Consider the following 23301-nt stretch of genomic DNA (forward strand, 5'->3'; position numbering starts at 1 on the left):
CGGCAATGGGATCGGAAAGTGACGGCTTTGAAATGGCAAGGCAAGTCCCGCCCACTGCACGACAATCAGGTGTTTTCAGACACCCGGAGCGGGGCTGTCGGCGTTCAGCATGTATCTCGGTCCGTTTTATGCACCGCCCCCGATTCAATCACTTGGCCGATCGTGGCAGCGCATCGCTCCATGAACGCCGCCATCCTTGAACCAGACTTGTCGCACCGGTTGAATCGGCGCTCCCTGTTATCTCACGCCGAACTCCCTGTTCCGGGGGTCAACGCTCCCTGTTCCGCACCATCATTCTCCCTGTTCCGGAGTAACAGGGAGAATGGAATTCAACCAGCTGATATTGCTATATATTTTATCCAACAAAATGAGCGGATTCGCCGCAAAAAATATACCGCTCCCTGTTATTCTCGCTGTTATCGCCCAATAACAGGGAGAGGGTGCGGGATTCGTCGTCCATTTCGGGCGCTGATAATCTTGCCATTGCGGCCTATCTCGCGTACTGCCTGTTTTTCAGGCACATTCATGAAAACCCTATCCCCCATCCAGATCGGACCCGTCCGGATCGAACGCCCTGTCGTGCTCGCGCCGATGACCGGTGTGACCGATATGCCATTCCGCAAGCTCGTGCGCCGCTATGGCTCGGGGCTCAACGTAACCGAAATGGTCGCCAGCCAGGCGGCGATCCGCGAGACGCGCCAGTCGTTGCAAAAGGCCGCCTGGGATCCGATCGAGGATCCGGTGTCGATGCAGCTGGTCGGCTGCACCCCGTATGAGATGGGCGAGGCGGCCAAGCTGAGCGAGGACCGTGGCGCGGCGATCATCGACATCAATATGGGCTGCCCGGTGCGTAAGGTGACCAATGGCGATGCCGGGTCGGCGCTGATGCGCGATCTCGACAATGCCGGTGCGATCATCAAAGGCGTGGTCGAGGCGGTGAGCGTGCCGGTCACGCTGAAGATGCGTATGGGCTGGTGCCACGACAGTCTCAACGCGCCCGAACTTGCGCGCATTGCCCAGGACCTCGGCGTCAAGCTGATCGCCGTTCATGGCCGCACTCGCAACCAGATGTACAAGGGCAATGCCGACTGGGCCTTTATCCGCCGGGTGAAGGACGCAGTCAGCGTGCCGGTGATCGCCAATGGCGATATCTGCTCGATCGAGGATGCCGAGGCGGCATTGGAGCAATCTGGTGCCGATGGCGTCATGATCGGGCGCGGCGCCTATGGCCGGCCCTGGCTGCTTGCCCAGGTGATGGAATGGTTCGCCAGCGGCCAGCGTGTCCCCGACCCCACGATCGACGAACAATATCAAGTGATCGCAGAGCATTATGATGAAATACTCGCGCACTATGGCAATGAAACCGGCGTCAATATGGCGCGCAAGCATATCGGCTGGTACACACGCGGGCTGCATGGATCGGCCGAGTTCCGCAATCGTGTGAACCAGATTGCCGACCCGAAGACGGTGCAGGCAATGCTCGCCGATTTCTACGCGCCCCAATTTGAACAGTCGCGCGATCCGGCACCGAAAGCGGTCGCGGCGTGACGTCATGACCGCACCGGATGCTGCCGCCGGTCCGGAATTCGCGCATCTCTTCGCGGCATTGCCGGTGGCGGTACTGGTGATCGATCCCGCCGGTTGCGTCGCGCACGCCAATGCCGAGTGCGAAACGCTGCTCAACCTGTCCGAACGCGCAATGGTGGGCCAGCCGGTCGAATCGATCCTCCAGTCGCCACGCGACGACAATGGCCGTGACAGCCATGGCTTTGCCGCGTTCGATACCGAGATCGACACGGCGCGGGGCGGGCGGATGCGGGTCGATTTCATCGAAGGGCTGGTTGCCGACCATCCCGGCTGGCGTACCATCACGCTCCACCACGCCGCTGCCTCGCGCCGCATGGGCCATAGCGCCGACCGCGCCTCCGCCGCGCGCGCCGCGGTCGGTGCGGCAGCGATGCTTGCACATGAGATCAAGAACCCGCTTTCCGGCATCCGCGGCGCGGCGCAGTTGCTGGCGACCGGCGGGGAAGGGGCGGACGAGCTTACCACGCTGATCACCACTGAAGTCGACCGCATTGCCGCGCTGATCGACCGGATGCAGGACTTCACCGACACCAGGCCGCTCAACCCGGCCCCGGAGAATATCTATCCGCTGCTTGATCATGCCCGCCGCGTGGCGCTGGCCGGTTTCGCGCGTGACGTCACGATCGAAGAGCGCTTCGATCCGTCGCTGCCGCCGGCGCTGGTCGATCGCGACGCGCTCCTCCAGGTGATCCTCAACCTGCTCAAAAATGCTTCCGAGGCGATGGTCCAGCAGGCCGATGCACGCATCACGCTTGCCACCGCCTATCGCCACGGCATGGCGGTCAGCGCCGCGCCGGGCCGTCCGCGCCAGCCATTGCCGATCGAGATCTGCGTGATCGACAATGGTCCGGGCGCTCCCCCGACATTGCCGAGCATCTGTTCGACCCGTTCATCTCCGGCAAGCCGGAGGGGCAGGGGCTTGGCCTCGCCCTGGTCGACAAGCTGGTGCGCGATATGGGCGGGATCATCCAGTACGCCCGCGAAGGCATGCCCGAGGCGACCGTCTTCCGTATTCTGTTGCCGAGAGGGAGTTAGGGTGTGTCCTCGATGAATAGCGGCACTATCCTGGTCGTCGATGACGATGCCGCGATCCGTACCGTGGTGGCGCAATCGCTGCGCCGTGCGGGGCACATTGTCACCACTGCGGCGACTCTGGCCGAACTCGACGTGCAGCTGGCGATCCGGTTGCCCGACGTGGTGATCTCCGATGTCGTGCTGCCCGACGGCAACGGCCTGGACCGTGTCGCCCGGCTGACCGCCGAGCACCCGGCGCTGCCGGTCATCGTCCTGTCGGCGCAGAACACGCTGAGCACAGCGGTCCGCGCGAACGAGGTCGGCGCCTATGACTATCTCCCCAAGCCGTTCGATCTCGATGCCCTGTCGCGCGCAGTGCAGGGCGCGCTTGCCCGCCGCCAGGGCGCACCGCTCGAAGCAATCGACAAGGACGACAATACGCTGCCGCTGATCGGCCGTTCGCCAGCGATGCAGGATGTCTATCGCGTGATCGCCCGCGTCGTGTCGAACGACCTCACCGTGCTGATCTCGGGCGAATCCGGCACCGGCAAGGAACTGGTCGCGCGTGCGATCCATGACCTCGGCACGCGCCGCCGCTCGCCGTTCGTCGCGATCAACATGGCGGCGATCCCGCGCGAGCTGATCGAAGCCGAACTGTTCGGCCATGAGCGCGGCGCCTTTACCGGCGCACAGGCGCGCTCTGCCGGGCGGTTCGAGCAGGCGGCAGGCGGCACGCTCTTCCTCGATGAGATCGGCGACATGCCGATGGAGGCGCAGACTCGCCTGCTGCGCGTGCTGCAATCGGGCGAGTTTACCACGGTCGGCGGCGCACGGACGATCCGCGCCGATGTCCGCATCGTCGCCGCGACCAATCGCGACCTGGCGCAACTGGTGAGCGGCGGGCAATTCCGCGAGGATCTGTTCTATCGCCTCAACGTCGTGCCGGTGACCCTGCCGGCACTGCGCGCGCGGCGGCAGGATGTTGCCCTGCTTGCACGCCATTTCCTCGACAAGGCGGCGGAGAGCGGCCTGCCACGGAAGCAACTTGCTCCGGCCGCGATCGTCGCGCTCGAAAACTACGACTGGCCGGGCAATGTCCGCGAGCTCGAGAATATCATGCGACGCATGGCCGTGCTCAGCCGTGACGAACGGATCGACGCCGATGAAGTGCGCGCCATGCTCGGCGCCGCCGCGACCGCGCCAACGATCTTCGAAGGCGACCCCGGGATCGAGGCGGCGGTGCGGTCGCGGATCGAGCGGCTGGCGCGCGAGGAGCCGGCGGCGCTCGATAACGGGTCGCTCTATGACCGCATCATCGGCGAGGTGGAGCGCCCCTTGATCGAAGCGATGCTCGCCCGGCATGGTCAGAATCAGCTGCGCGCGGCACGGGCGCTGGGAATCAATCGCAACACGTTGAGAAAAAGGCTCGACCTGCTCGGCATCGATCCGGTCGCAGGGCGCTCGACCGAGCCTGAGACGCGTTGAAAGGTTGGATTCTGTGTTCTAATTGCCACGGTATCGTTGTACCAAAGACACGATGCACGCCGGATTGGCTCCTTCGACTGAGATGAAAACGCAGAGCCGCCGGTTCAGTGTCACGCCGTTTGTCGAACTGCTCGTACTGGGCGTGGCAATCGCGATCGCGGTCGGCACCTACTTCGTCGTGACCGGCGGCGAGGCGCCGCAGCGCTCGCTTACCCCGACGATCATTGCGCTTCTCCTGGTCGCGAACCTGCTGCCCGGCATCGCCTTGATGGTGCTGCTCGGGCGTCGCGTGGCGATGCGGCGCGCGGCACGGTCGCCGCTGGGCGGGCGCGGGCGGCTTCACGTTCAGCTCGTGGCGATGTTCTCGATGGTCGCCGCCGTTCCCACTTTGCTCGTCGTGATCTTCGCGTCGCTGCTATTTCAATATGGCGTCGAATTCTGGTCGTCGGATCGTGCGCGCGGCATGCTCGAGAATGCGAGCACACTGGTGCGCGAGAACTACCAGCGAGAACTGGACCGAGTCGCGGATCAGACCAAGGCGATGAGCGGCGATCTGGCCGCCGATCTGCGCCAGTTGTCGATCGTGAGCCCCCGGTTCCGTGAACTGTTGTTCCTCCAGACCTATAACCGCGAATTGTCGGAAGCAGTGATCCTGCGCCGCAACGAGAAGGACCCGCTCGCCGTCCTTAATCCTTATGGCCGGCCGTTGAAGAATATCGTCACCACGCAAATGATGGACGATATTGATCGCGGCGCTCCGTATGTGACGGTGCAGAACAACGATCGGGCGGGCGCCATTGTCGCGCTGGACTATGGCAGTGGTACCTATCTCTACACCGCAAGGGTGTTCGATGAGCAACTGGCAGGGCAGCTCAAGCGTGGTGATGCCATCCTGGCCGACTATCGCGTGCTGCAGTCGCGCTCGCGGGCGCTGCAATTGCGCTTCAATGCCGCATTGCTTGGCATCTCGCTGTTGATCATCGGCATCGCTGTATGGATCGCGCTCGCCGTGGCTGATCGGCTGGTGCGCCCGGTCGGCGAACTGGTTGCGGCCGCGCGCCGGGTCAGCGACGGAGACCTGACCGCGCGCGTTCCCGCACCCAAGACCGAGGATGAGGTCGGCACGCTCGCCAATGCCTTCAACCAGATGACCGGGCGCCTGCAAGAACAGACCGGTGCACTCGAAAGCCGTCGTGCGCTGATCGAAGCGGTGATGTCGGGCGTGTCGGCCGGTGTTGTCTCGGTCGCGGGGGACGGGACCATCCGCCTGATCAACCGTTCCGCCATCGAATTCCTCAACACCGGCGACAGCAATCCGGTCGGGCGCTCGCTTGGCGATGTATCGCCCGAACTGGCCGCGCTGATCGGCAGCGACGCGCGCGATGCGATCGTCGAGATCGATGCCGGCGGCGAGGCGAAGACGCTCGCGGTCAAGATCGCGCGTTCCGAGGACGGGCCGATCCTGACCTTCGACGACATCACGCAGCAATTGCTCGATCAACGCCGCGCCGCCTGGTCCGATGTGGCGCGCCGCATCGCGCATGAGATCAAGAACCCGCTGACCCCGATCCAGCTTGCCGCCGAGCGCCTCCAGCGCCGTTATGGCAAGCAGATCGCCAGCGACGACGGCACCTTTGCCCGCCTGACCGAGACGATCATCCGCCAGGTCGGCGACCTGCGCCGCATGGTCGACGAATTCTCCTCCTTCGCGCGGATGCCCAAGCCGTTGTTCCGGCCTGAGGTGATCGGCGACATCGCCAAGCAGACTCTGTTCCTGCACGAGGTCGCACACCCGGCGATTCGCTTCGTGATGGCCAATGACGATCCCGGCCTCGAGTTGGTCTGCGACCGTCGCCAGATCGGCCAGGCGCTGACCAATATCGTGAAGAATGCGGTCGAGGCGATCGAAGCGGTCGACGGCGAGGGGGCGGGAGAGATCGCCATGACGGTCGGCCGGGACAATGACCGCACGGTCCGCATCACCGTGGCCGACAATGGCGTCGGTCTGCCCGCCGGGCGCGACCGCATCGTCGAACCCTATATGACGACCCGCGCCCGCGGCACCGGGCTTGGCCTCGCGATCGTCAAGAAGATCGTCGAGGAGCATTGCGGCACGATCTCCTTCGGCGACCGGGAGGGCGGCGGAACGCTGGTCATCATGACGTTCGACGCGGCCGCGCTCGCGGCAATGGATACCGGTAACGGCGCGGATGCCGGCGCTGCCGATTGCGACGATCGTCGCCCCACTGAACTCACACGAAATCGGACCTGACCCATGGCACTCGATATCCTCATCGTCGACGACGAGCGCGACATTCGCGAACTCGTCTCGGGCGTGCTCGAAGACGAAGGCTATGAAACGCGCAGCGCCGCCGACAGCGATGCGGCGCTGGAGGCGATCGCCGCACGCCGCCCCTCGCTCGTCCTGCTCGACGTATGGTTGCAGGGGTCGCGCCTCGACGGGCTGGAACTGCTCGACGAGTTGAAACGCCGCGATCCGTCGATTCCCGTGCTGGTCATTTCCGGCCATGGCAATCTCGATACCGCGGTCGCCGCAATCCGCCGTGGCGCCGCCGATTTCATCGAAAAGCCGTTCGAGGCCGAGCGGCTGCTGCTGATGGTCGCCCGCGCGACCGAGACGGAGCGCTTGCGCCGCGAAGTCGCCTCGCTCCGCGCCAGCGCCGGGCGCGACAATGACCTGACCGGCAGCTCGACCGCGATCAACGGCGTCCGCGCGACACTGAAACGGGTCGCCTCGACCGGCAGCCGGGTGCTGGTGATGGGGGCGGCCGGCGTCGGCAAGGAAGTCGCCGCGCGCCTGCTTCATGGCTGGAGCCAGCGTGCCGATGCACCCTTCGTGATCGTCAGCGCGGCGCGCATGACTCCCGAACGCGTCGAAGAAGAATTGTTCGGCGCCGAGGAAAGCGGCGACATCGTTCGCCCCGGTCTGCTCGAACAGGCGCATGGCGGCACCCTGTTTCTGGATGAGATCGCCGATATGCCGATCGCCACCCAGGCCCGGATCCTGCGCGTGCTGACCGATCAGAGCTTTACTCGGGTCGGGGGCCAGCGCGTCGTCAAGGTCGATGTCCGGGTCGTCTCCGCGACTTCGCGCGACCTGATGTACGAGATCGCCGAGGGGCGGTTCCGCGAGGACCTGTATTACCGCCTCAATGTGGTACCGGTGCTGATCCCCGGCCTGAGCGAGCGGCGCGAGGATATCCCTGCGCTGGTCAATCATTTCATGGCGCATTACGCCTCGGAAAGACGCGTCCCGACGCCGGAAATCGCACCCGACGCAATGGTCGCACTGCAATCCTATGAATGGCCCGGCAATGTCCGCCAGCTGCGCAATGTGGTCGAACGCACGATCATCCTCGCACCGGGCGACCGGATCGGGCAGAATCGATCTCGACCTGCTCCCGGCCGAAGTACTGGGCGAGCCGGGCGATATGGGCGGCGGCACCAACGCAATCATGGGGTCGCCGCTGCGCGAGGCGCGCGAGACGTTCGAACGCGAATATCTGCGCGTCCAGATCCGACGTTTCTCGGGCAATATCTCACGCACCGCGCACTTCATCGGCATGGAACGCTCCGCACTGCACCGCAAACTCAAGCTGCTCGGGATCACCGAAACACGCGAGGAATAGATGTGGGGGAGTAGACGTGAGGGAGTAGACGCGAGACTGTCGCATCCCTAGATTAGCAACAAGCGCCCGATAGCGCCCATTCCGACGCCGGGAACCGGCGCACAGCGGGAAAACCCGCCAAGAACAAAGGATCGACCGATGGCCGACAAGCAAACCTCTCTTCAGGACCTGTTCCTCAATGCCCTCCGGCGCTCAAAGACGCCGGTGACGATGTTTCTCGTCAAAGGCGTGAAATTGCAGGGGATCGTAACCTGGTTCGACAATTTCTCGGTCCTGTTGCGCCGCGACGGCCAGTCGCAGCTGATCTACAAGCACGCCATTTCGACCATCATGCCCTCGGGTACCGTCGACGTCGCAGCGATCGTCAATGCGGTCGGCGAAGCCCAGAAGCGCGCGCCCCTGTTGCAGGAAATCTTTCTCAACGCGGTGCGCAAGTCGGATGACAATGTGACCATGTTCCTGGTCAATGGCGTCATGCTGCAGGGCCAGATCGCAGCCTTCGACCTGTTCTGCATGCTGCTCCAGCGCGACGGCATGTCGCAGCTGGTCTATAAGCATGCAGTGTCCACCATCCAGCCGGCCAATCCGCTGAATTTGGCTGATGAAACAACGGATAGCGACGAGGTTTGACCACAGGTTTCGAACGTGATCGCGATGAATTCTCGCGTGGTGCCCGTGCCGTTGTCGTGTTTCCCGAACATGGTGCGTCCTCACGCGACGTAGCCGCTCGCCTGGAGGAGACCGCCGGTCTCGCCGCGGCGATCGGCGTCGTCGTTGCAGAGAAAGTCTCCTATCGCGTGCGCGGTGCACGGCCCTCGACTCTGCTCGGCAGCGGGCAGGTCGAGATGCTGGCCGCCACGGTGCGGATGGAAGAGGCCGAACTCGTCGTGTTCGACGCCTCACTGACGCCGGTGCAGCAGCGTAATCTCGAAAAGGAGCTTGGCGCGAAGGTCATCGACCGCACCGGCCTGATCCTGGAGATTTTCGGCGAACGCGCCGCGACCGCTGAAGGGCGATTGCAGGTCGAACTGGCGCATCTCGATTACCAGGCCGGCCGGCTGGTGCGCAGCTGGACCCATCTTGAGCGCCAGCGCGGCGGCTTCGGCTTTCTCGGCGGCCCCGGTGAAACCCAGATCGAGGCCGACAGGCGCCTGATCCGCGACCGCATGGCGCGGCTGAAGCGCGAGCTCGAACAGGTCAGCCGCACGCGTGGCCTGCACCGCGAACGGCGCCAGCGCGCGCCCTGGCCGGTGATTGCGCTGGTCGGCTATACCAACGCCGGAAAGTCGACGCTTTTCAATCGTCTGACCGGCGCTGACGTCATGGCGGAAGACCTGTTGTTCGCCACACTCGATCCGACGCTACGCCAGATCAGCCTGCCGGGCCTCGACAAGGCGATCCTGTCCGACACCGTCGGATTCGTGTCGGAACTGCCAACCCAGCTCGTCGCGGCATTCAAGGCGACGCTTGAGGAAGTCATTTCCGCCGATGTACTGATCCATGTCCGCGATATCGCGCATCCCGACACCGCCGCGCAGCGCGCCGATGTCGAATCGGTATTGAAGGATATTGGCGTCGCGCTGGAAACGCCGCGGCTAGAGGCATGGAACAAGCTCGACCTGCTCGACCATGACGAACGCACCGAACTGCTTGGCGAAGCGGAACGTCGCGACGACGTGGTGGCGATCTCGGCACTGAGCGGGGAAGGGGTCGATACGCTGATCCAGACCATCGCCGCGATGTTGACGCAAAATCATCGCCGCTACAGCATCACACTCGATTCGGCCGATGGCGCCGGCGCAGCCTGGCTGCACGCACATGGTGAAGTGCTCGGCCAGGATGTGGAGAACGATCAGGCGATCTATGAGGTGCGCATGTCGCCGCGCGATTACGACCGGTTCAGCCAGCGCGGCGCCTGACCGCCGCCGCGAAGCCGGGCGTCTGAGGGGGATGGGCGCCGGGATGGCAACGCGCATATGGCGACCGATATTGGTGACTGTCGCTGGTCTGTCGGCACTGATCCTGATCATTGCCGCGATCGGCCTGGCGAATGTTCAGGCCATACCGATCATGCGACGGGCAATGGTGAAGATGCCCGGCCTGGCCGCCGGCACGCCTCCGGTCCGGGTTGCACTGCTGTCCGACATCCATCTCGGCAACCACGGCATGCGGCCGGGACGACTGGCCAATATCGTCGATCAGGTGAACGCGGCTCGCCCCGACCTGATCGTGATCGCCGGCGATTTCGTGACCGGGCATGACGCCGAGGGGATTGAGGCACGGGCGACAGGACTGACCGCGCCCCTCTCGCGGCTGCGCGCACCGCTCGGCGTTTTCGCGGTGCTCGGCAATCATGATCACTGGACGTCTCCCACCGCAATCCGCTCCGCGCTGGAGAAGGCCGGGATCATCACTCTCGAAAATCAGGCCGAACGGCGTGGCCCGCTGGCGATTATCGGCATCGGCGATCGTTTCTCCGGCCATGAGGATATCGCCCGCTCGATCGCCGCGGCGCGCCGGATTGGCGGCGCGCCGATCATCGTCACTCACTCGCCCGATATCGTCCCGAACCTGCCGCCCGGCTTTCCACTGGTGCTGGCAGGGCATACTCATTGCGGACAGGTCGTGCTGCCCTGGCTTGGCCCGCTGATTACGCGCGCGCCACGCGACCATTGGAAGCCGCTCTACATGCTTCGTTATCGCTGCGGGCTGGTTCGCGATCCCGGTCGCCTGACCGTCGTCACCGCTGGGCTTGGTTCAGGATCCGCGCCCATCCGCCTGGGCGCGATGCCCGACTGGTGGCTGCTGACGCTTCATCCTTAGCCGGCGTGACGCTTGACCGCTTGCCACAGGGCTTCCTTGGCATCGAGATCAAGACTGGCGAAGCTCTCGCCGGCTTCGGCTTCCATCGCTTTGAAACGCGCCTCGAACTTGGCATTGGCCACGCGCAACGCCGCTTCGGGGTCGACACCAAGGTGGCGGGCCCAGTTGACCACCGAGAAGAGCAGGTCACCGACCTCTTCCTCGCGCTGATCGATGTCGGCCGCATCGATCTCGGCAATCTCCTCGATCACCTTTGCGCGTGGTCCCGCCGCATCGGGCCAGTCGAACCCGGTGCGTGCCGCGCGCTTCTGCAGTTTTTCGGCGCGAAGCAGGGCGGGCAGGCCGATCGCCACGCCGTCCAGCGTGCTGGCTTCGCCTTTTGCGGCGCGCTCGTCGGCCTTGATCTTCTCCCATAGATAATGGCCGCCTTCGGCCGCGCCGCCGAAGATATGGGGATGGCGGCGCTCCATCTTGTCGCTGATCGCGGTCGCGACATCACTGAGAGCGAACAGGCCGGATTCCTCGGCCATGCGGCTGTGAAAGATGACCTGGAGCAGCAAATCGCCCAGTTCATCCTTGAGGTCGGCCATGTCGCCGCGTGCGATCGCATCGGCGACTTCATAGGCTTCCTCGATCGTATAGGGGGCGATCGTCGCGAAATCCTGTGCGCAATCCCATTCGCACCCTGTGGCCGGATCGCGCAGGCGCGCCATGATCGCGACAAGGCGGTCCATGGCAGCAGCGGGGGCGGCTTCGTCGCTCACGGACGTTGTTTCTGATTTGAAAGTCACCCTTTCGCGTAGCAGCAATGCCGCCATCCGCGCAACGCGCGGTACGCGGTCAACGCCGGGCTCCGTCACCTTTCCCACGGCCCGCCGGGGGTGCAAATCGCGACTGGAAGGCCGGTCATTTTTCCTGTTTTCAGAAAGTCCTAGATAGCCTGTTTTGCGACTGGATCTTCGCGAAGCTGATAAAAGGTGCCGTCATGACTTCCCCGATGGACCAGGATTGCATGGCAACGTGAGCGTTCCGAACTTGATGTCTCGGCAATGGCAGTCGTCGGTCGCGTCGTGCATCTGGGGCATCTGTTTGAAAACGATGCCGGAAAAAGCTTACGCACGGCCGGGTTGAGTTACTCGAACAAGCCGAACAGGCCGTCTCGGGTCTCAGCGAAATTGAACGCAACGAACTCGCCCGGCTGTTGCGCAAACTGCGCCTGCAACTGCGATCGCCGCTCGACATATGTGGCGAAAAGGGAAGGTGTCCCAGGCAGGCTTCTTGCTTCAGCGGTAGAGCCGCCCTCCATTGATGGTTTCCAATCCAGCCAGACGAACGATCTCATCCACTAAAGGCATCAACTTAGTAGGATGGCTGCACCCTATGCTGACTGACGAATATCTGTAGCCGTCGGCATTCGCCCGCTCCATTTCGAGCAATTGGCAGTGCATATAGATTTCATCGCCATCCCAGGATCCGACGTCAAATTTCCATGGGTCGGATTGCGCTCCCAGAGCATTCAGTCTGGAAATCTGTTCCCGGGAAAGCTGCCGGGAACGATGAGGGGGGCGGGTGGCATGATCGCGCTTATCGTGATCCGCACCGCCTATCTTCATCTCTCCGGTACCATCCAGCTTCTCCGTGATCGTGACGAACCGGAAGAACGAGCCATGGCCTTCAGTGAATACGAACCGCGTAACCTGCTTCAGCTCGTTCGGAATCTTCTGCCACAACGTTGGTTCACCTGCGTCTTTCAAATCACAGTCAGACCATCCTGAGGCTATCACAGTCTCGTACACCGCTTCGGGATACATGCCGCATCCTTCGGCCGCGCGCGACTGACTTGCAGATGCAAGGGCCATGACGCCAAGAACCAAGTGAACAAAATTTCTCATCAAATCCGGCTCACAGCCACCAACTTTCACAAGTTGTCGAGATCGAGTCATTCTGACGTTTCTGATAAACTCCATTGCTCTGCGCAAAAGCAACGCCGCATTGCCGGGGACGGGATATTCCTTTGAAGCCCGGTCATCCTGCTGAGAGGGCATTTCGAACCGGGCACCATTCTACCTAAGTCCGATAATACACATTATGTTAAATCAGTATCGGCATTCGGCTCATTTCCGCTCTCCGTCGGTTCAAGCACCAGCGTACCGTTCTCCACCCGCCATGAACGCAGCCGCGACAGGAAATTCATTCCGATCACATCCACATCGCCGAATTTGGCCGATACCACCGCCTTGATATCGCGCGCATGCAATCCGTCGATATCTAGCTGCTTGATGGTTGCGCGCCACGCATCGACCATGCCGTTGGCGGTCTGGAGCTGGACCGGTTCGCTATTCTTGTCGAATTTGACGCCCACGGCGTTGGCGGTTGCTTCCGACAGCGAAACGGTGGTCGCGCCGCTGTCGATCATCATCGACCGCGTGACGCCGTTGATCGTCGCGCGCGCATAATAATGCCCGTCATCGCTCTGCGCGATACGGATCGTCTTGCCGTCGGTCTGCTGCTTTCCGATGCTTGCCCAATGCTCGAAGTCATTGAAACTGCCGACAATTGCCGAGCGATGGATCACGCCGAGATAGATGATGCCGATGATCGCAGCCCAGGCCAGCGCCGATTTGACCGCAAAACTCAGCGGAATACGCCGCCCGGCCAGCGAACCGACCGCCAGCACCAGGCACAGCACTGAGAAGATCACGCCGGCAGATTGGCCATCGGTCATGTGCTCAGCTCCAGCCCGTCATAGCCCGGCTCGACTCCGGCCGGCAATTCGCTCAGCAAACTGGCATAATCCATCGAATGGTCCATATGGATCAGCGCCGATCTGGCCGGACGCAGTTCCTCGATCCACCCCAGCACCGCTGACAATTCGGGATGTGTCGGATGCGGAAAACGCCGCAGTGCATCCACCGCCCAGATATCCAGATCCTGATATAATGATCGCATATCAGGTCTTAAGATATTGAAATCGGTGGCATAGCCGATCGATCGGCCATCATGGTCGAAGCGCAGTCCCGCCGAACTGATATTGCCGTGCGGCTGATCGACCACACGGATCGCAATGTCGCCAATCTCGATCCTGTCGGGCAGGATTTCGCCATGGATCGTGGGCGGATACCCGTCACGGCCGCTAAAGGCATAAGCGAAACGCTCGCTCAGCGCGGCAAGCGTCGCCGGTCGCGCCAGCCCGCGCACCGGCCGGCCGCGCGCATGATAGAGTTGCCGCAGATCGTCGATGCCATGGCAATGATCGGCATGATCGTGCGTCCAGATCACCGCATCGACATCCGAGACATTGGCGCTGAGCAATTGCTCGCGCATGTCCGGACTGGTGTCGATCAGGATCCGGGTCGTGTCGGTCTCGACGATCGCCGATGCGCGGGTCCGGCGGTTGCGTGACTCCGTCGGATCGCACTCGCCCCAGTCCCCGCCGTGATCGGGGCCGATCCGCGGCACGCCCGAGGAGGTGCCCGATCCGAGGATCCGGATCTTCACCGGCCCGCTTTCACGCGACGGTCTTGGCAAACAACCGATGGAAGTTGCGCGCCGTCGCCTCGGTCAGCTGTTCGACCGTCTCGCCACGCAAATTGGCCAGGAATTGCGCGGTGTCCGCGACGAATGCCGGCTCTCCGGTCCTGCCACGATGCGGTACCGGCGCCAGGAACGGCGCGTCGGTTTCGATCAGCAGCCGGTCGAGCGGCAGGCGTGCAGCGGTTTCCTGCAGGTCCTTCGCGTTCTTGAACGTCACGATCCCCGAAATCGAGATCATGAAGCCCAGATCGAGCGCGATATCGGCAAAAGCACCGCTGGCAGTGAAGCAATGGATGACGCCGGGATAGGCCCCCTTCCCCAGCTCGTCGCGCAGGATCGCAGCGGTATCCTCCTCGGCGTCACGCGTATGCACGACGATCGGCAATCCGGTCTCGCGTGCCGCAGCGATATGTGCGCGAAAGCTGATCTGCTGCCGCTCGCGGTCGCTATGGTCGTAATAATAGTCGAGCCCGCTTTCGCCGATGCCGACGACGCGCGGATGCCGCGCGCGATCGACCAGCTTGGCGGTGTCGATATGCGCATGCTGGTCGGCCTCATGCGGATGAATTCCGACCGTCGCCCAGACATCGGCCTCGCGCTCGGCAGTGGCCAGCACATCGTCCCACTCACTCTCGCGCGTCGCGATGTTGAGCATGGCTGTCACGCCCCGCGCGCGGGCACGCTCGAGCACGCCCGCCTGATCCTCGGCGAGCCCCTTGTAATTCAGGTGGCAATGGCTGTCGGCAAGCATCAACCCGGCTCCGCCGCCAGTTCCAGCCGCGGGAACACGCCGCTCGGCGCAGGCAAGATCGTGCCAGACGCGACCGGCCGGTTCAGTGCGGTAAAGTCACGCGCATCGGCATTCTGTCCGAGCAGGTCGAGCAACCGGTCCGCACCGTCAGGGATTGCCCAGCGTGCCATGATCGCGATGCGGCGGATCGCCTCGATCGTGAAGTGCAGGATGGTATCGGCCCGTGCCGGATCGGTCTTGCGCACGCTCCACGGCGCGGCATCGGCGAAATACTGGTTGGCGTCACGCGCCGCCGACCACACCGCCTCCAGTGCATTATGCAGCGCGAGTTCACCCATCGCCGCATGCAAACCGGCTTCGGCCGCCGCAACGCTGGCCAGCAGGGCCTCTTCGGTCTCCGTCGGCGGCCCCGCCGGCGGTACCTTGCCATCGCAATTCTTGGCGACGATCGACAGGCAGCGCTGCGCGAGATTGCCGACATTATTGGCGAGATCGGCATTGCAGCGCGTAACGATCGCCTCTTCCGAATAGCTGCCGTCCTGGCCGAAGCTCACTTCGCGCAGCAGGAAATAGCGCAGCGCATCGACCCCGAACCGTTCGACCAGCTCGATCGGGTCCGTGACGTTGCCGACCGACTTCGACATCTTCTCGCCGCGGTTGAGCAGGAAACCATGCCCGAACACCCGCCGCGGCAGCGCCAGCTTCGCAGACATCAGGAAGGCTGGCCAGTAAACGGCATGGAATCGCACGATATCCTTGCCGATCACATGCAGATCGGCCGGCCAGTAGCGCGCGAAATCAGCGGCATTGTCGGGATAGCCGGCGCCAGTCAGGTAATTGGTCAGCGCATCGACCCAGACATACATCACATGCCCCGGGCTGCCCGGCACCTTCACGCCCCAATCGAAGCTGGTGCGCGACACCGACAGGTCGGACAGGCCGCCCTCGACGAAGCGCATCACTTCATTGCGCCGCGTCTCGGGCAGGATGAAGTCGGGCTGTGCGTTATAGAGGTCGAGCAATGGCTGCTGATATTTCGACAGGCGGAAGAACCAGGTCTCCTCCGCGGTCCATTCGACCGGCGTCCCCTGCGGGGAAAGCTTGCCCCCTTCCCCGTCGACCAGTTCCTTCTCGTCATAGAACGCCTCGTCGCGGACCGAGTACCAGCCCTCGTAGCGATCGAGATACAGGTCCCCGGCATCGGCCATCGCCTGCCAGATCGCTGCGCTGGCGGCATGATGCTCGGGCTCGACCGTGCGGATGAAACGATCATAGGAGATGTTCAGTTTCTGATTCATCTCCTTGAAATAGGATGACATTTCATCGGCGAGCGCGCGCGTTTCCACGCCCCGGTCGCGTGCCGTCTGAACCATTTTCAGGCCATGTTCGTCGGTCCCGGTCTGGAACCGCACATCCCGCCCAGCCTGGCGATGATAGCGCGCGATCGCGTCGGTCGCGATCACTTCGTAAGCGTGGCCGATATGCGGGCGTCCATTGGGATAGCTGATCGCGGTGGTGATATAATAAGGGTCGCCCATGCGCGCCTCCTAGCGCGGTTTTCCGGTGATTAGAACCACCGACACAATCGTTTGCGCACGATTCAATGTCGGCCTGAACTGAGGCAGGAGATGCTCTCGCGCGCAATGGCGGGCACAGCAGCTCTTTCTCATCGTCGATCCGGGATCACAGCCATGGCTGGCTGTTATCGCAGAAACAGCCATCAACACTGGCTGTTAGCTGGCTGTTAGCTGGCTGTTAGCTGGCTGTTACCTGGCTGTTATGCTGGCTGATAACTGGCTGATAACTGGCTGTTATTCGATAACAGCCAGCGCCCTGCAAGATCATGAAATTAAACAGGAAATCCTCAGTAGATATCCAACTTAACAGCCAGGAAAACAATATCGCGCGATTAACAGCCAGGAACAGCGAGCTTTCGCCTTCACGACCGGGCCGGCTCGGCCAGAGTCGCGACAAGACCGGCCATCTCGAACACCGTCGCCTGCGCATCGAGCGACAGGCTGCGTGCACTGGCGGACAATGCGCGCGCGGCGTCATAACTGTTCAGGGCGGTCTGCAGCGCAGCGCCATGCTTCGCCGGTGCAGCGGCGGCGATGAAGGCAGGCGCGCGGTCGAGAAACGCCTCGTACCGTGGTTGCGCCGCCTTGGGCGACAAAAGCTTGGCCAGCTTGGCGCGCTGCGTATTGCTCGGGTCGCCATCCCTGGCGATACCGGTCATCGCCTTGTCGAGCGCCGCCATATCGAGCCCGGCAAAGCCGAGCGCGCGGCCGGGCGAGCCCTGCCCCGCCGTCACCAGCGCCGCGATTTCGGTGGCATTGGCATCCGGCAATTGCGCGCGCAGCACACGCTCCATTGCCGCATCGTCGAGCGGATCGAAGCGCAGCAGGCGACAGCGCGAGCGGATCGTCGGCAGCAACCGGCCGGGCGCATGGCTGATCAGCAGGAAGATCGTGCCGGCCGGCGGCTCCTCCAGGCTCTTGAGCAAGGCGTTCGAGGCACCGGGTCGCTCCACCTCGTCGATCGCATCGATCAGGACGATACGACGCGACGACATGGATGGCGTGGTCGCGAACATCGGTCCCAATGCACGGACCTGCGCGATCGGAATGCTCCGCGCGAGATCCTGCCCCGGCTTGTCGGCATCCTTGGGCTGGCGCGTCAGTTCGCGATAATCGGGATGCGATCCGGCAGCGATCAGCGAGCGCGTGCGATCCGTGCCCGGCACGTCATAGCCGGGCGGCAACGAACCGGGGTTTGCGCCTTCGGCCAGCAGGCGCAGCGCAGCAATCCGCGCGAAAGTCGCCTTACCCACGCCTTCGGGGCCCGCGAACAGCCAGGCATGGTGCAATGTCCCGCCCGTCATCGCCGAGGCAAAGGCGGCATGTGCGGCGTCATTGCCGATCGGCAGGGTCATGGCAGCAGATCGACCAGGCCGGCGAGCAAAGCCTCGGTTACCGTCTCGGGCGATCCCGATGCATCGATCAGGCGTATCCGGTCGGGCTCATGCTCGGCATATCCCCGAAACGCGGACGCGACCTGGGCATGAAAATCGTCGCCACGTGCAGCGAACCGGTCCGCTGCGGCGCCATCGCGGTCATCCGCCCGTGCGCGGCCTTGGTCGAGCGAGACTTCGAGGATGAAGGTGCGGTCTGGCAGCAGGCCGCGCGATCCGAAGCCGTGCAGCGCGAGCACTGCCGCATCGTCGATTCCGCCAGCAACGCCCTGATAGGCCCGGCTGCTGTCTATGAACCGGTCGCAAATCACCCAGGTCCCGGCACCAAGCGCAGGCTGGATCTGCTTTTCGACATGGTCCGCGCGCGCCGCTGCGAACAGCAAGGCTTCGCTGTGCGGGCTCCAGCGCGTCACCGAACCCTGCATCAGCAAGCCGCGAATCGCTTCGGCACCTTCGCTGCCGCCCGGCTCACGCGTGACCAGTGTCTCGATCCCGCGCGCGCCCAGCGCCTCGGCGAGGCGCCGGACCTGAGTCGATTTACCCGCCCCCTCGCCGCCTTCGAGCGAGATGAAGCGTCCCCTCACCCGCCGAACAGGCCCATCAGGCCAGCCCAGGCACGGCCGAAAAAGCCCGCCTCATCGACATCCTTGTCGGCCACCAGCGGCAGGCTCTGTGCCGGCATGTCGGGGGTCGTCACGACCAGGTCGGCGATATGCTGGCCCGCCTTGATCGGAGCCTTGATCGGGCCGTTATAAACGACGCGCAACTGAATGTCGGGCGCGGCGCCCGCGGGCAGAGTCGCGGTCAGGTCGGATGGCGCAACCAAGCCGACACTGCTCGCAGTGCCAAGCTGGACCTCTGCGGTCTCGACCTTGCGGCCCTTGGCGACGATCGGCTTGGCCTGCCAGGCGCGGAAGCCCCAGTTCATGAACTTGACCGATTCCTCGATCCGCTGGTTCGAACTGGTCAGCCCGGCCATGACCATGATCAGGCGGCGGCCATTCTGCTGCGCGGAGCCGGTGAAACCATAGCCGGCCTCATCGGTATGGCCGGTCTTCAGCCCGTCCGCCCCGGCAACGCGGCCAAGCAATGGGTCGCGATTCGCCTGCGTGATGTCGGCACCGGCGCCCAGCGTCTTGCCCCAGGTGAAATTCGGCAGCGAATAGAACTTCTTGTAATAATCCGGATGGTCCTTGATCGTCGCCGCCGCCAGCTTCGCGAGGTCGCGCGCAGTGACATAGGTCACGCCATTGTCGGGCCAGCCGTTCGACGTGCCGAAATGGCTGTTGGTCAGGCCGAGCCGCTTGGCCGCCTGGTTCATCCGCTCGGTAAATGCCGCTTCGGTGCCGGAAATGCCCTCGGCCAGCACGACACAGGCATCGTTGCCGGAGAGCGTCACGATGCCCTTCAGGAGATTCTCGACGCTGACCTTCTCACCGGTCGACAGGAACATCGTCGATCCCGCAGCCGGGCCATGCCACTGCTTCCACGTCTCGGGCCGGACGTCGAACTGCTGGTCGAGCTTGATCTCGCCCTTCTTCAGCATGTCGAACGCGACATAGACCGTCATCATCTTCGCCATCGACGCGGGCGGCATGCGCCGGTCCGGATCCTTCGAATAAAGGACGGCGCCCGACGACAGGTCAGTCAGATAGGCGACCGGCGCCGGCGTCTCGAACACAGGCGCGGCGGCCATGCTCGGATTGGCCAGGACAAGGGCGATGACGGAGGCGGCGGCGAGCTTCTTGATCGGCATGTTCTTCATGGGCAGTCCGTAACGCTAGGGGATGACTCAGTTCGTTTTCACGATCCTCGCATCTCCATAACCACGTCTCGCCACATCGTCACGCGCCCGTTGCGCCAAAGCGTTGTTTGCAAACGGCCCGATCTGCACGCGGAAGATCGATCCGGCCATTTCGACCCGCCCGCCAAGCTGCGTGGCCAATGCCTTGGCCCGACCGGCGTTCGACAGGGCTGCGACCTGGACATAGAGGCCCGGCCCGCCGCGTGGCGCCGCCACTGGCCGCTGGCGCGGTTGTTCGGGCGGTGGCGCCGGGCGCTGGCGCACCTCGCCCGGTGGCGCATAGGATGCGCCCGGCGCAGCGCGAACCGCTGCCCCCCGTACCGGTACAGGGTTTGCCGCTAAGGGATTTGCCGATGCACGGTTCGCCGGCACAGGCCGTCCCCGTACCGGCTGTGGCGGAGTTGCCGCCGCGCGCGCCGGCAGCTTGCGGCGCAATGCGGTGAGCAGCGTCGGCGGTGCATCGATGCGCTGTGACGCCGCCCGCCCCTGACGCAGCGCGATCTGTTCGGGGAGTGGCGGGTTGACCAGGCGTACGCGCACCGGTGCAAGGCCATTGAGGCCAAGCGACTGTGCGGCACCACGCGACAGGTCGATCAGCCGATCGCCGGCACCCGGGCCGCGGTCATTGACCAGCACGACGATCGTGCGCCCGCTATCCAGCGCCGTAACCTCGACGAACGATCCGAGCGGCAGGCTGTTATGCGCCGCGGTGATGGCGTCGGGATTGAACGGCTCGCCAGATGCAGTGCGACCGCCGCCCACTTCCTCGCCATACCAGCTCGCAAAGCCGACTTCGTCATAGCGCTGCTGCTCGCCCGAGGTGCCGCGTGGCCCCGGACCGGACGGCATATCTGCCGGCAGCGGCTCGGAAGGGCGCGCCTGTTGCGACGGTTCCACGCGATTGGACGGCGGCGGCGGTGCGTAACGGGCGCCACGAGCGGCCCCGTCATTCGAACCATTGGATTGCTGCTGCGGCGTCGCCGCATGTCCCCCGCCCCCGCCGCACGCTGCGAGCAAGACCGTGAAACCAATGGCAAATCTATTGTTCAACTGCATCCGCGAGCAACCCGACCGAAAGAGCGTAAAAATTCGAGCAATTATAATCGAGGATAACCCGATAATTTCCGGTTAGCAGATAAGCGGTTTTTCCCGGACCATCGGGTTCGAGCAATGTCGCCAGCACGCGGTCGCCCGGCAAGGTCCGGGTTTGCGGTGCAACGCCAAGCGCGCGCCACTCGGCCATCGTCTTCCACGCGCTGTGCCGCTCGAATACCCTGGGGCAGCGGGGCGACAAGGTGCGGTTGGTGATCGAGCTGCGATCAAACCCCGCGGGTACGTTGACCGCAAATCCCCAGGGCTGGCCGGCGCGCCAGCCGGCATTGGCGAAATAATTGCCGATCGAAGCGAGCGTATCGGCATCGCTGGTCCAGATATCGGGCAGACCATCGCCATCGCCGTCCTTGGCGAGGCGCAGATAGATTGACGGCAGGAATTGTGGTCCGCCTGTCGCTCCCGCCCAGCTGCCCAGCAACCGGCCGCGCGGCAGGCCGCGATCCATCATCTGCAGCGTTGCGATGAACTCGGCTGAGAACAGCTCGCGGCGGCGTCCTTCAAAGGCAAGCGTCGCAAGTGCACGCGGCAGGTCGAAATTACCCATCACGCTGCCGTAATTGGTCTCATGTCCCCAGATCGCGACCATGATCGATTCGGGCACGCCAAGCTCGCGCTCGATCCGCTGCAGCCGGAAACGCTGCGCCTGATAGGCGGTGCGCCCGCGATTGATCCGCGAGGCATCGACATGGCGCGCCTTGTAGGGCGCGAAATTGAGGATGCCGGACGTGGTGGGGCTGGCCCCGGGCTGCGCCCGGTCGAGTTCGATCACCCGGGTGTTGAGCGTCAGCGTCGGCATGACCGCATCGAGCGTCGCACGGCTCACCCCCTGTGCCTGCGCCTGTGCCCTGAGCGTGACGAGATACTCCTGGAAACCGGCCTCATCCTGGGCATGAGCCGATCCGCTTGTCATCACGCATACACAGGCGGCGAGCACCGCCCCGAACCACTGCTTCATTCTGATCAAATTCCCAAATACCGACCGACCTTGCCACAGCAGCACCGCGAGACAAACCCCGATGGTCGCGCCCGGGGCACAAAGCGCCGCGACCGCATCGTTCAGTGCCGGCATTCCGGGCTTGCGCTCCGCCACGTCGGCGCATTAAGCGCCACAACGCGCGGGTGAGATAGCCGAGTGGCCGCTGCATCGGTGTGGAAGAGTGTCCGAGTGGTTTAAGGAACTGGTCTTGAAAACCAGCGAGGGTGCAAGCTCTCCGTGGGTTCGAATCCCACCTCTTCCGCCATTGTCCAACGCTGAGGTGGCGAGGCCATGGAGTTCATATTTGAGGTGATCCTTCAGTTTTTTGGGGAAATCTTACTTCAAATATTTTTCGAGCTATTGGTCGAACTAGGCCTTCACAGCCTTGCAGACACGGTCAGGAAGCCAAGGCATCCGGCGCTCTCTACGATTGGATTTATCCTGTTGGGCGCAATCGCCGGCGGCATCAGCCTGTGGATTTTCCCGACATCAGCTATCCGAAATCCTAATTTCCGAATACCCAATCTCTTTATAACTCCGATCCTTATCGGCGGAGTTATGATGCTGATTGGAAAATTGAGGGACAAGAGGGGGCAGAATTTGGTCAAATTGGATCGATTTGGCTATGCTTTTGCTTTCGCTTTTACCATGTCGTTGATCCGCTTTATTTGGGCGGTATAGCTCCGCCACCCATTTGGGACGCGGATTGTAATGGCTAAACGACTTAAGAATTAAACGCCTGCTGACCGCCAGCCGCGCAACGATATCGACGCGCATGAAAAACCGATCCTATCCGCCGCCGGCCAAGGTCTTACCCTACAGTCCGCTGTTCGAAATTTGCGCCACTATGATCTTCCTGCCGAAATGGACGACACCGAAGCCAGGCAAGACCCCGTTCATGCAGCCCGATTATCCTCAGCGAAGATGTTTGCGAGGAACAGCCATGAGCAGCGCGAGTGACGCCCGTTTCTGGGACCGGGTCTCCCCAAAATACGCCATGGGGACGATTGGCGACCAGGCCGGATATGAACGCACGCTCAACCGGACCCGCGCCCTGTTGGGGTCGGGTGACAGCGTGTTGGAACTGGGCTGCGGAACAGGCACGACGGCACTTCAACTCGCCGCCCATGTTCAAAATTATCTTGCGACCGATATTTCCACTGGAATGATCGCGATTGCCATGGACAAGCACGCTGCCGACCCTGCCCCGGCGCTTGTCTTCCGCACCGCGACCGCAGAAGCGCTTACCTCGGACGCCGGACCGTTCCATGCCGTTCTGGGATTCAACTATCTCCATCTGGTCCGCGACCTGCCCGGCACGCTGCACCGCATCCATGCCTTGCTTGCGGCGGATGGCTTGTTCATCTCAAAGACGCCCTGTGTCGGGGATATGAATCCGCTTATCCGGATTGCCCTTCCCGCGATGCGCGCGGTCGGCAAAGCACCTTATGCGGGTGTGTTTCGAGCAGCGGAGCTCAGCCAGCACATAAGCGCTGCAGGCTTCGACATTCTTGCTACTGAAAGCCACGCGACAAAGGGCAATGACCACCGACCTTACATCGTGGCTCGCAGAAAGTGATATGAACCACCAGG

At 63.3% G+C, this 23301-nt stretch carries 20 protein-coding genes, 1 tRNA gene and 1 pseudogene; 11 read left to right on the plus strand and 11 right to left on the minus strand.

Annotated elements, in window-relative coordinates:
• The first annotated feature begins 525 nt into the window (after nt 1-525).
• From dusB to H3Z74_RS09105, 8 genes and pseudogenes are all read left to right on the plus strand, one after another.
• Nucleotides 526-1548: a tRNA dihydrouridine synthase DusB gene (dusB, locus tag H3Z74_RS09070; RefSeq protein WP_187763561.1), complete on the plus strand. Its 1023-nt coding sequence runs from the start codon at nt 526-528 to the stop codon at nt 1546-1548.
• A gap of 4 nt (nt 1549-1552) precedes the next feature.
• Nucleotides 1553-2622, plus strand: a pseudogene (locus H3Z74_RS09075) (two-component system sensor histidine kinase NtrB).
• Between the two features lie 12 nt (nt 2623-2634).
• Entirely contained in the window at nt 2635-4086 is a 1452-nt protein-coding gene (gene ntrC / locus H3Z74_RS09080; RefSeq protein ID WP_187763562.1) for a nitrogen regulation protein NR(I), read from the plus strand.
• An 82-nt stretch (nt 4087-4168) separates the two neighbouring features.
• Nucleotides 4169-6358 carry a sensor histidine kinase gene (locus H3Z74_RS09085; RefSeq protein WP_187763563.1) on the plus strand — a complete coding sequence of 730 codons (2190 nt, stop codon included), beginning with the start codon at nt 4169-4171 and terminating at the stop codon, nt 6356-6358.
• 3 nt (nt 6359-6361) lie between these two features.
• Nucleotides 6362-7750 carry a nitrogen assimilation response regulator NtrX gene (ntrX, locus tag H3Z74_RS09090; RefSeq protein WP_459440453.1) on the plus strand — a complete coding sequence of 463 codons (1389 nt, stop codon included), beginning with the start codon at nt 6362-6364 and terminating at the stop codon, nt 7748-7750.
• A gap of 124 nt (nt 7751-7874) precedes the next feature.
• The gene (hfq, locus tag H3Z74_RS09095) at nt 7875-8366 is read left to right on the plus strand and encodes an RNA chaperone Hfq (RefSeq protein ID WP_229726989.1); all 492 of its coding nucleotides are present in this window, start codon (nt 7875-7877) and stop codon (nt 8364-8366) included.
• Nucleotides 8363-9655, plus strand: a complete 1293-nt coding sequence (gene hflX / locus H3Z74_RS09100) for a GTPase HflX (protein ID WP_187763564.1) — start codon at nt 8363-8365, stop codon at nt 9653-9655. Before hfq ends, hflX begins: the two co-directional genes overlap by 4 nt.
• Nucleotides 9656-9728: 73 nt before the next feature.
• Nucleotides 9729-10559: a metallophosphoesterase gene (locus tag H3Z74_RS09105; protein ID WP_187763565.1), complete on the plus strand. Its 831-nt coding sequence runs from the start codon at nt 9729-9731 to the stop codon at nt 10557-10559.
• On the opposite strand, the gene mazG is transcribed toward H3Z74_RS09105, so the two are convergent.
• From mazG to H3Z74_RS09160, 11 genes are all read right to left on the minus strand, one after another.
• The gene (gene mazG, locus H3Z74_RS09110) at nt 10556-11293 is read right to left on the minus strand and encodes a nucleoside triphosphate pyrophosphohydrolase (protein ID WP_187764244.1); all 738 of its coding nucleotides are present in this window, start codon (nt 11291-11293) and stop codon (nt 10556-10558) included. The two genes, H3Z74_RS09105 and mazG, sit on opposite strands and share 4 nt — an antisense overlap.
• Nucleotides 11294-11842: 549 nt before the next feature.
• The gene (locus tag H3Z74_RS09115; protein WP_187763566.1) at nt 11843-12604 is read right to left on the minus strand and encodes a hypothetical protein; all 762 of its coding nucleotides are present in this window, start codon (nt 12602-12604) and stop codon (nt 11843-11845) included.
• Nucleotides 12605-12645: 41 nt separating this feature from the next.
• Nucleotides 12646-13284 (minus strand): retropepsin-like aspartic protease family protein, encoded by a 639-nt coding sequence (locus tag H3Z74_RS09120; RefSeq protein WP_187763567.1) that lies wholly within the window; start codon nt 13282-13284, stop codon nt 12646-12648.
• Nucleotides 13281-14057: an MBL fold metallo-hydrolase gene (locus H3Z74_RS09125; RefSeq protein ID WP_187763568.1), complete on the minus strand. Its 777-nt coding sequence runs from the start codon at nt 14055-14057 to the stop codon at nt 13281-13283. Before H3Z74_RS09125 ends, H3Z74_RS09120 begins: the two co-directional genes overlap by 4 nt.
• Before the next feature lie 10 nt (nt 14058-14067).
• Nucleotides 14068-14844 carry a TatD family hydrolase gene (locus H3Z74_RS09130; RefSeq protein ID WP_187763569.1) on the minus strand — a complete coding sequence of 259 codons (777 nt, stop codon included), beginning with the start codon at nt 14842-14844 and terminating at the stop codon, nt 14068-14070.
• On the minus strand, nt 14844-16382 hold the full coding sequence (gene metG / locus H3Z74_RS09135) for a methionine--tRNA ligase (RefSeq protein ID WP_187763570.1): 1539 nt from the start codon (nt 16380-16382) through the stop codon (nt 14844-14846). The genes H3Z74_RS09130 and metG overlap by 1 nt, the downstream gene beginning before the upstream one ends.
• Before the next feature lie 401 nt (nt 16383-16783).
• Nucleotides 16784-17776, minus strand: coding sequence for a DNA polymerase III subunit delta' (locus H3Z74_RS09140; protein ID WP_187763571.1), 993 nt, complete (start codon nt 17774-17776; stop codon nt 16784-16786).
• Nucleotides 17773-18399, minus strand: a complete 627-nt coding sequence (tmk, locus tag H3Z74_RS09145) for a dTMP kinase (RefSeq protein WP_187763572.1) — start codon at nt 18397-18399, stop codon at nt 17773-17775. Before tmk ends, H3Z74_RS09140 begins: the two co-directional genes overlap by 4 nt.
• Nucleotides 18396-19571: a D-alanyl-D-alanine carboxypeptidase family protein gene (locus H3Z74_RS09150; protein WP_187764245.1), complete on the minus strand. Its 1176-nt coding sequence runs from the start codon at nt 19569-19571 to the stop codon at nt 18396-18398. Before H3Z74_RS09150 ends, tmk begins: the two co-directional genes overlap by 4 nt.
• 36 nt (nt 19572-19607) lie before the next feature.
• Nucleotides 19608-20468 (minus strand): septal ring lytic transglycosylase RlpA family protein, encoded by an 861-nt coding sequence (locus H3Z74_RS09155; RefSeq protein ID WP_187763573.1) that lies wholly within the window; start codon nt 20466-20468, stop codon nt 19608-19610.
• Nucleotides 20469-20658: 190 nt separating this feature from the next.
• The gene (locus H3Z74_RS09160) at nt 20659-21687 is read right to left on the minus strand and encodes a lytic murein transglycosylase (RefSeq protein WP_187763574.1); all 1029 of its coding nucleotides are present in this window, start codon (nt 21685-21687) and stop codon (nt 20659-20661) included.
• A 196-nt stretch (nt 21688-21883) separates the two neighbouring features.
• On the opposite strand from H3Z74_RS09160, the gene H3Z74_RS09165 reads away from it, so the two are divergent.
• The 3 genes from H3Z74_RS09165 (at nt 21884) to H3Z74_RS09175 (ending at nt 23287) form a co-directional block, all read left to right on the plus strand.
• A tRNA-Ser gene (locus H3Z74_RS09165) sits at nt 21884-21973 on the plus strand.
• Between the two features lie 26 nt (nt 21974-21999).
• Entirely contained in the window at nt 22000-22389 is a 390-nt protein-coding gene (locus H3Z74_RS09170; protein ID WP_187763575.1) for a hypothetical protein, read from the plus strand.
• A gap of 94 nt (nt 22390-22483) precedes the next feature.
• Nucleotides 22484-23287: a class I SAM-dependent methyltransferase gene (locus H3Z74_RS09175; RefSeq protein ID WP_229726990.1), complete on the plus strand. Its 804-nt coding sequence runs from the start codon at nt 22484-22486 to the stop codon at nt 23285-23287.
• The last annotated feature ends 14 nt before the right edge of the window (nt 23288-23301 follow it).

This window comes from Sphingomonas alpina, assembly GCF_014490665.1.
In the GTDB taxonomy this organism is placed as follows: domain Bacteria; phylum Pseudomonadota; class Alphaproteobacteria; order Sphingomonadales; family Sphingomonadaceae; genus Sphingomonas; species Sphingomonas alpina.

What these genes read in the sequence shown, in the direction of transcription:
- H3Z74_RS09085 (WP_187763563.1), top strand. Translation starts at nt 4,169, where the DNA reads ATGAAAACGCAGAGCCGCCGGTTCAGTGTCACGCCGTTTGTCGAACTG.
- hfq (WP_229726989.1), top strand. Translation starts at nt 7,875, where the DNA reads ATGGCCGACAAGCAAACCTCTCTTCAGGACCTGTTCCTCAATGCCCTC.
- metG (WP_187763570.1), bottom strand. Translation starts at nt 16,382, where the DNA reads ATGGGCGACCCTTATTATATCACCACCGCGATCAGCTATCCCAATGGA.
- H3Z74_RS09160 (WP_187763574.1), bottom strand. Translation starts at nt 21,687, where the DNA reads ATGAAGCAGTGGTTCGGGGCGGTGCTCGCCGCCTGTGTATGCGTGATG.
- H3Z74_RS09120 (WP_187763567.1), bottom strand. Translation starts at nt 13,284, where the DNA reads ATGACCGATGGCCAATCTGCCGGCGTGATCTTCTCAGTGCTGTGCCTG.
- ntrC (WP_187763562.1), top strand. Translation starts at nt 2,635, where the DNA reads ATGAATAGCGGCACTATCCTGGTCGTCGATGACGATGCCGCGATCCGT.
- H3Z74_RS09175 (WP_229726990.1), top strand. Translation starts at nt 22,484, where the DNA reads ATGAAAAACCGATCCTATCCGCCGCCGGCCAAGGTCTTACCCTACAGT.
- H3Z74_RS09130 (WP_187763569.1), bottom strand. Translation starts at nt 14,844, where the DNA reads ATGCTTGCCGACAGCCATTGCCACCTGAATTACAAGGGGCTCGCCGAG.
- H3Z74_RS09115 (WP_187763566.1), bottom strand. Translation starts at nt 12,604, where the DNA reads ATGCCCTCTCAGCAGGATGACCGGGCTTCAAAGGAATATCCCGTCCCC.
- ntrX (WP_459440453.1), top strand. Translation starts at nt 6,362, where the DNA reads ATGGCACTCGATATCCTCATCGTCGACGACGAGCGCGACATTCGCGAA.
- H3Z74_RS09170 (WP_187763575.1), top strand. Translation starts at nt 22,000, where the DNA reads ATGGAGTTCATATTTGAGGTGATCCTTCAGTTTTTTGGGGAAATCTTA.
- mazG (WP_187764244.1), bottom strand. Translation starts at nt 11,293, where the DNA reads ATGGACCGCCTTGTCGCGATCATGGCGCGCCTGCGCGATCCGGCCACA.
- dusB (WP_187763561.1), top strand. Translation starts at nt 526, where the DNA reads ATGAAAACCCTATCCCCCATCCAGATCGGACCCGTCCGGATCGAACGC.
- H3Z74_RS09150 (WP_187764245.1), bottom strand. Translation starts at nt 19,571, where the DNA reads ATGCCGATCAAGAAGCTCGCCGCCGCCTCCGTCATCGCCCTTGTCCTG.
- H3Z74_RS09155 (WP_187763573.1), bottom strand. Translation starts at nt 20,468, where the DNA reads ATGCCGTCCGGTCCGGGGCCACGCGGCACCTCGGGCGAGCAGCAGCGC.
- H3Z74_RS09140 (WP_187763571.1), bottom strand. Translation starts at nt 17,776, where the DNA reads ATGACCCTGCCGATCGGCAATGACGCCGCACATGCCGCCTTTGCCTCG.